We start from the raw sequence: 5,497 nt of genomic DNA on the forward strand, positions 1-5,497 counted from the left end.
GAGATACTGGCGCCTCTAGGGTCAGAAATGTTTTTATTATTTATCCTATACTGATTCTGCCTGTATTCAAGTACACCTTTACTATTATTCAGTATAAAAATACATTTTTAAAAACATTAAATTTTTTTCGGCGTACATGTAATTTCTCTTGTGATGAAAGTTAAAATGATATATTAAGAATTGTTTTAAAATAAATTTGGAAATTTCATAAACCCATATAAATTCCAATTTATATGATTCTTTAAGTACAATTGAAAAAGAAAGAATCTCAAATATAATCTCCTTAATTCAACAAAAAAAAGAAATATCATCAAGTTTAATTGAGTTTAATAAAAATTTATTGAATTCAATTAGAGTTATCCATCCTGAAATTTTAGATAGCTATAATAACGAATACAACGAATTAATATTAATTAGTTATAATTATATTAACTCAAAATACAATGGATTTGTTAATAAAAATGAAAATATTGTAGTTGGATTTAATAAAATTGGGATAATAGCAAACCAAAAGGGAATAAAATACTCGTCTGTTTTTAATGAAATAGGAAAATTATTAGAACAAGGTCTTTCACCATCCATACGTCAATTATTTTATTCATCAAATTATATATTAACTATTCAATAATAAAATATTTTATAGATGGAGGATTAGAATTATCAAAGCCAACATTTCCAGATAGTTCAACTAATATTATTTCTTGAATCTCATCAATCTTAATGATTTTGTTATATTTCAATTTTATATAATTTGAAATATCAATTAAAGAGATTGAATGGTTACTTTTTTGTAATGAATACATAATCATTTCAGCTTTTGAAAAATCCAAACTAATTTTATTGTTTTCTAACATATAGTATTTGTAAGTAGATTTATCAAAAAAAACAATGTTTTTAAGTTCATGATAAATAGTTTTATTTATGTCTTTAACGGAATAAATATTATTTGGTTCTAGAAGATTCAATTTTAACAGAATTTTCCTTGATTTTAGTTTGCCTCCCCTTTTCAATGTTTCTAAAATAAGTTCTTTTAATTGCATAATGAATAATTTTATTACAAAATTCTAAAATATTATTGTCAAATACAGTCAAAACATAAATTAATTAACTTTAATAATTATTATTTTATATATTTGCAAAGTATTTCGAACCCATTAAGGGTACCAACCGAGTGAAGACACCACGGTGGTAAAACAATACGGACTGTCTAGTCAAAATAAACGTTAGTTTACCCAGACACCTTATTTATCGGAATACAAATAACGATTGTTTAACTAAATCTTTATTTGTATGAAAAATTCATTGCAAATTACTTTGAAAAACCAAGCCACAATTCAACTAGCGGCTACGGTTAAAAAAACAACTGACACTTTTGTAAAAGTGCATGAACTTCAAGAGGGCACTTTGCCATTATTTCTTGAAATTGAACATCAACAAATTAACACTGTTTTGGAGCTAACTAAAGTTTCTCCCTTTGTGTTATTGTATTTCGATGATGCACTACAATTTGCAGGAGCTGCCTATAGCTTAAATGGGTCTAATAGTTCATTTGGTGTGGGTACATTGTACAAAAAAGTTCTATTGCTGCACTACCCAATTTCTTTTGTGTTAGAGGAAGTTTTGAGCTTAACTTTAATCTCATAACTATGGCGTATTTATTTATTCAACGCTCAGGCGACAAAGAAAAGATAATGGAGTTACTAATAGAATTTAAACAATGTTCTAAACAAGAATTAGTAGCCCGCTATAACAGAACCGTAGAAGTGGGTATTGTTGGCGTCCATGCGCAAGCCCAAATGTTGGTGGCACTATACAACGCTTTTAAAACTGCTTTTGGGAAATCACCCATTAAAGTAGAAGAAAATAGTATCATCCGTTTGACCGGAAAGATTGTATTAATTGGTGAGAAGTGGCAATATAGTACTAATCCTAAAACCGAATAAGATGCAATACTTAATGTCACGTTATGGTGGGTCGCTAATGATTATTGGGAAAGGGAAAGCCAGTATTGAAAAACTTCCCGAAGACCAATCGCTGGATAATATGCTAGATAATTATGCCACAGCAATCATTCCCAATCATTTTTATATTTCCTCCTATGATGCATTGCCTGAATGGATGGGCGGCATGGATAAACTCTACTTTCCAAAAACGGTAAAACTAGGAACACTAGAACATCGCTTTAACGAAATTTCAATTCAACATGATATAACTGTGGTAACCGATATTTACATAAGTTACCATCAATGGAGCAATGTGTTTGCTGTTTTTATAAAAACCCACAAAGGGGATTTGGATTATTTTATTGCAAATTATCAAGAGCGATATGATTATGTACTTCAGGTATTTATCAGATCAATTATTGAAGGATATGACCAAAGTTTATCAAAAAACCCCGATTATATTGAAAAAATACTTTTAATTCTATGCTATAAAATGGGATTAATTTATGAAAACGATATAATTGAATTTATTCCATCAAAAACCTATTTAGGAAAAAAGATAACAAAAGAATTCGCTGAATCAATTAAAGAAAGGTTAGTAGGAGTAGAGACTAACGAGGATTTAAGGAATTTATTAGTAAACTATAAAAATAAAAACAATGAAAAATAATATTCAAAATTTAGATGAAGGCATGTTTGAAAGACGCTCCTTTTTGCAAGGCTATGGTAAATTTCCATACATTATTTATAAATCAGGACATGCAATTTATATGCAAATTCCCATTCATTTTAATAAAAACAATGACTTTGACAATTATCCAGGTATTCATATTAATGGAATTGATGCATTTTCATTAGAGGAATATCATAGCAATTTCAAAGGTGAACTTCATGATGTTTTGATTGAACGAAGCAGTTGGGTTAAAAATCAAATTGAGGAACAAACAAAAAAACCTGTTAAAATTTGTTTAGTAGAGGCCGAAGATTCCGCTTATTTTTTTGAGGAAGATGAAATAAAATTTAGCCCCGAAATACCAAGTGGAGGAACTCTAATTTCGCAAGATGGTAAAATACTAGGGATGAATAGTAATCATTACATTTAAAAACATGGAAATTATTATAGAACCACACGAAGTAAAAATAGCACCAGAATTAAAAAATGCGGTAGATACTCTTGCAGAAGAAGAGTCGCAAGTAATTATTCATTTACATCTCAAATTTGATGCATTTTCAACGATTCGTATATGGAAATCAACCTATCTAATTCCACATACTAAAGGAGATAAAGTAAACCTTGTGCATGCCGAGAATATAAGCTTTTATCCGGAATGGACTTTTTGTAGAACAGGAGAAACAGTTTGCACGCTTATTTTTAAAGGTTTGCCAAAAGACTGTACTGTGTTTGATATGGTAGAAGAAATTCCTGAACCGGGAGGTTTTTATATCCCAAACATCCGAAGGAATAATTCGGATGTGTATCACCTTGAAATTAATTATAGTAGCTAAATTTAATTATGAAAAAATTAATCCTGCACATCCCTCACGCTTCTGTAAATATTCCTCTTTTAGAGGGTTATATACAAGATGCTGATAAAATCCAAAATGAGCTTATTACACTCACCGATTGGTATACTGATGAGTTGTTTTATTCTGAATCAGATAGTATGGTTAAAGCACCTTTTTCGAGAATTTTCTGTGATGTGGAACGTTTTGAGAATGATGATGATGAAATCATGTCAAAAGTTGGCATGGGAGTATTATACGAAAGTTTTGATGATGGAAGTTTACTCAGAAAAGTTTCCCCTGATTTACGTTCAAGAATCATTACAGATTTTTATTGGAAACACCACAACAAATTCCTTGAAGAAGTCGATAAGCAATTAATTAATGACGGAAGTTGTTTAATTATAGATTGTCATTCCTATCCATCCAAACCATTACTCAGGGACTTGGACCAAACATCAGAAAGGCCAGACTTTAACATTGGAATTGATAAGTATCACACGCCTCAAAAATTGATAGATGCTTCCATAGCATATTTTGAACAAAGTGGCTATTCCATTGGTGTTGATTGCCCCTATAAAGGAACCATTGTTCCTTTAGTACATTATCAAAAAAACGATAAGGTTCATTCAATTATGCTCGAAGTGAATAGAAAATTATATCTCAATGAGCCCACAAATGAGAAATCTGAGCGTTATAATGAAACAAAAAAAATCATAGCTGGATTTATTGAAATGATTAAAATTGAAAGCAACAAATAAATCAAATATTAAATACAATAGTTGTATTTCGTTTTTTAAATCCTATTTTTAAAATTTAATGAACCTTTAAAATCAATTAAAATAATGAAAGTCCTCATCCTTGCCCCGATGGAAATAGAACAAGTCAAAATTCAGACTGCCTTGTCGCGTATTTCAAATTTAAAACATGAGTATGAAGTTGTCATTTCTGGTATTGGACGAGAAAGTACCGCTAAAGCATTGATGCAATTACCCCAAAACGATGTTTGTGTTTTAATGGGATTTGCTGCTATTGTTGGTAAAGAAAGTGAATTACCCGTACCTTTAGGTTTTGGAAAACCGATTGAAATAACAAATTCGTCCTTGTATGGATACGAAGGAGGTTTATTTGAAAATGGTGCATCAATTATTTCTGAGTCTAAAACAAAACTTCCGAGTTTAGCTTCACTTACTTCGGATAAATTTGTAAGAACAACCGATTTGGCGGAACAAACCATAATTAACATGGAAGATTACACCTTTATGTTTTTAAAAAAACCACAAGATTTTATTGTACGCATCATTTCCGATTTCCTTCCTCATGAGAGTGAAATAGATTTTTTTGAAGAAGTAAAGGGAGTTGATTTTATGGAAGCTATTCAATTAATTGACAACACCATAGATTAAAATATTTTGATTGAAAATATTAATTCCTTTTTTTAGTTTAAAATCCATTAAGTGAAAAGTTTGTTGCTTTCCTAAAAGACTAGACAAATGTAATCATCAATAAATTTATGTCGATATATTTTATCAGTAAGAACTTCAAAAAAATTACGAAATATCTACAAATTTAAAATAATTCCTGCAGATGATAAATAATTTTCATATTACCATTTGACTTTTCAAAATCATTTATCTATTTATTAAAAAAGAGAATTACTCTGTTGATGTTAGTCAAAAACAAAGTGGTTATATAATTCCCAAATAATTATCTAATTTCTTGATTCTGTTATATCAGAGGACTAATTCTCTTTAATTAAACTTTAATTAATAGAGATAGATCTACTATGCAAACAAAAGAATGGAATACCAAAAAAGAGATATTAGAACTATACCCAATATCTTTAGCAACCTACAAAAAGAGAATTAAGAATATTGATTCATCTAAAACAAAATTCACAACTTCTAAAACAGGTTCCCCAACCAGGTTAATTCATCATTCCATATTGGATGAGTTATTCAGAAAGAGAAGACGATTAAGTTCTAAAGAATTTGAACAAATGTACGTCTTCAAACTAAATTGGACTTTTGCTAAGAGAGTATTTAGTTAAT

General features: G+C 29.5%; 10 protein-coding genes and 1 riboswitch. Of the genes, 9 read left to right on the forward strand and 1 reads right to left on the reverse strand.

Annotated elements, in window-relative coordinates; genetic code table 11:
- Positions 1-340: 340 nt before the first annotated feature.
- Positions 341-628, forward strand: coding sequence for a hypothetical protein (locus AC1XJX_RS13335; RefSeq protein WP_482004484.1), 288 nt, complete (start codon positions 341-343; stop codon positions 626-628).
- Here AC1XJX_RS13335 and AC1XJX_RS13340 read toward each other — a convergent pair.
- Positions 618-1,040, reverse strand: coding sequence for a hypothetical protein (locus AC1XJX_RS13340; RefSeq protein WP_482004485.1), 423 nt, complete (start codon positions 1,038-1,040; stop codon positions 618-620). The two genes, AC1XJX_RS13335 and AC1XJX_RS13340, sit on opposite strands and share 11 nt — an antisense overlap.
- A gap of 95 nt (positions 1,041-1,135) precedes the next feature.
- Positions 1,136-1,229, forward strand: a riboswitch (SAM-I-IV-variant riboswitch).
- Between the two features lie 61 nt (positions 1,230-1,290).
- Here AC1XJX_RS13340 and AC1XJX_RS13345 point away from each other — a divergent pair.
- The 8 genes from AC1XJX_RS13345 to AC1XJX_RS13380 all read left to right on the forward strand — a co-directional run bounded on the left by AC1XJX_RS13345 (position 1,291) and on the right by AC1XJX_RS13380 (position 5,496).
- Positions 1,291-1,644: a hypothetical protein gene (locus AC1XJX_RS13345; protein ID WP_482004486.1), complete on the forward strand. Its 354-nt coding sequence runs from the start codon at positions 1,291-1,293 to the stop codon at positions 1,642-1,644.
- 2 nt (positions 1,645-1,646) lie between these two features.
- Positions 1,647-1,943, forward strand: coding sequence for a hypothetical protein (locus tag AC1XJX_RS13350; protein WP_482004487.1), 297 nt, complete (start codon positions 1,647-1,649; stop codon positions 1,941-1,943).
- 1 nt (position 1,944) lies between these two features.
- Positions 1,945-2,613 (forward strand): hypothetical protein, encoded by a 669-nt coding sequence (locus tag AC1XJX_RS13355; protein ID WP_482004488.1) that lies wholly within the window; start codon positions 1,945-1,947, stop codon positions 2,611-2,613.
- On the forward strand, positions 2,603-3,046 hold the full coding sequence (locus AC1XJX_RS13360) for a hypothetical protein (protein ID WP_482004489.1): 444 nt from the start codon (positions 2,603-2,605) through the stop codon (positions 3,044-3,046). Before AC1XJX_RS13355 ends, AC1XJX_RS13360 begins: the two co-directional genes overlap by 11 nt.
- A 4-nt stretch (positions 3,047-3,050) precedes the next feature.
- Positions 3,051-3,449: a hypothetical protein gene (locus tag AC1XJX_RS13365; protein WP_482004490.1), complete on the forward strand. Its 399-nt coding sequence runs from the start codon at positions 3,051-3,053 to the stop codon at positions 3,447-3,449.
- 8 nt (positions 3,450-3,457) lie between these two features.
- Positions 3,458-4,207, forward strand: a complete 750-nt coding sequence (locus AC1XJX_RS13370; protein ID WP_482004491.1) for an N-formylglutamate amidohydrolase — start codon at positions 3,458-3,460, stop codon at positions 4,205-4,207.
- An 84-nt stretch (positions 4,208-4,291) separates the two neighbouring features.
- Positions 4,292-4,852, forward strand: a complete 561-nt coding sequence (locus AC1XJX_RS13375) for a hypothetical protein (protein WP_482004492.1) — start codon at positions 4,292-4,294, stop codon at positions 4,850-4,852.
- 380 nt (positions 4,853-5,232) lie between these two features.
- Entirely contained in the window at positions 5,233-5,496 is a 264-nt protein-coding gene (locus AC1XJX_RS13380; protein WP_482004493.1) for a hypothetical protein, read from the forward strand.
- Position 5,497: the final 1 nt, after the last annotated feature.

The sequence above is a fragment of the Flaviramulus sp. genome, from assembly GCF_982512915.1.

Bases quoted from the DNA above. Each gene is read 5' to 3' on its own strand.
- AC1XJX_RS13375 (WP_482004492.1), top strand. From the start codon at position 4,292: ATGAAAGTCCTCATCCTTGCCCCGATGGAAATAGAACAAGTCAAAATT.
- AC1XJX_RS13370 (WP_482004491.1), top strand. From the start codon at position 3,458: ATGAAAAAATTAATCCTGCACATCCCTCACGCTTCTGTAAATATTCCT.
- AC1XJX_RS13355 (WP_482004488.1), top strand. From the start codon at position 1,945: ATGCAATACTTAATGTCACGTTATGGTGGGTCGCTAATGATTATTGGG.
- AC1XJX_RS13345 (WP_482004486.1), top strand. From the start codon at position 1,291: ATGAAAAATTCATTGCAAATTACTTTGAAAAACCAAGCCACAATTCAA.
- AC1XJX_RS13360 (WP_482004489.1), top strand. From the start codon at position 2,603: ATGAAAAATAATATTCAAAATTTAGATGAAGGCATGTTTGAAAGACGC.
- AC1XJX_RS13350 (WP_482004487.1), top strand. From the start codon at position 1,647: ATGGCGTATTTATTTATTCAACGCTCAGGCGACAAAGAAAAGATAATG.
- AC1XJX_RS13365 (WP_482004490.1), top strand. From the start codon at position 3,051: ATGGAAATTATTATAGAACCACACGAAGTAAAAATAGCACCAGAATTA.
- AC1XJX_RS13340 (WP_482004485.1), bottom strand. From the start codon at position 1,040: ATGCAATTAAAAGAACTTATTTTAGAAACATTGAAAAGGGGAGGCAAA.
- AC1XJX_RS13380 (WP_482004493.1), top strand. From the start codon at position 5,233: ATGCAAACAAAAGAATGGAATACCAAAAAAGAGATATTAGAACTATAC.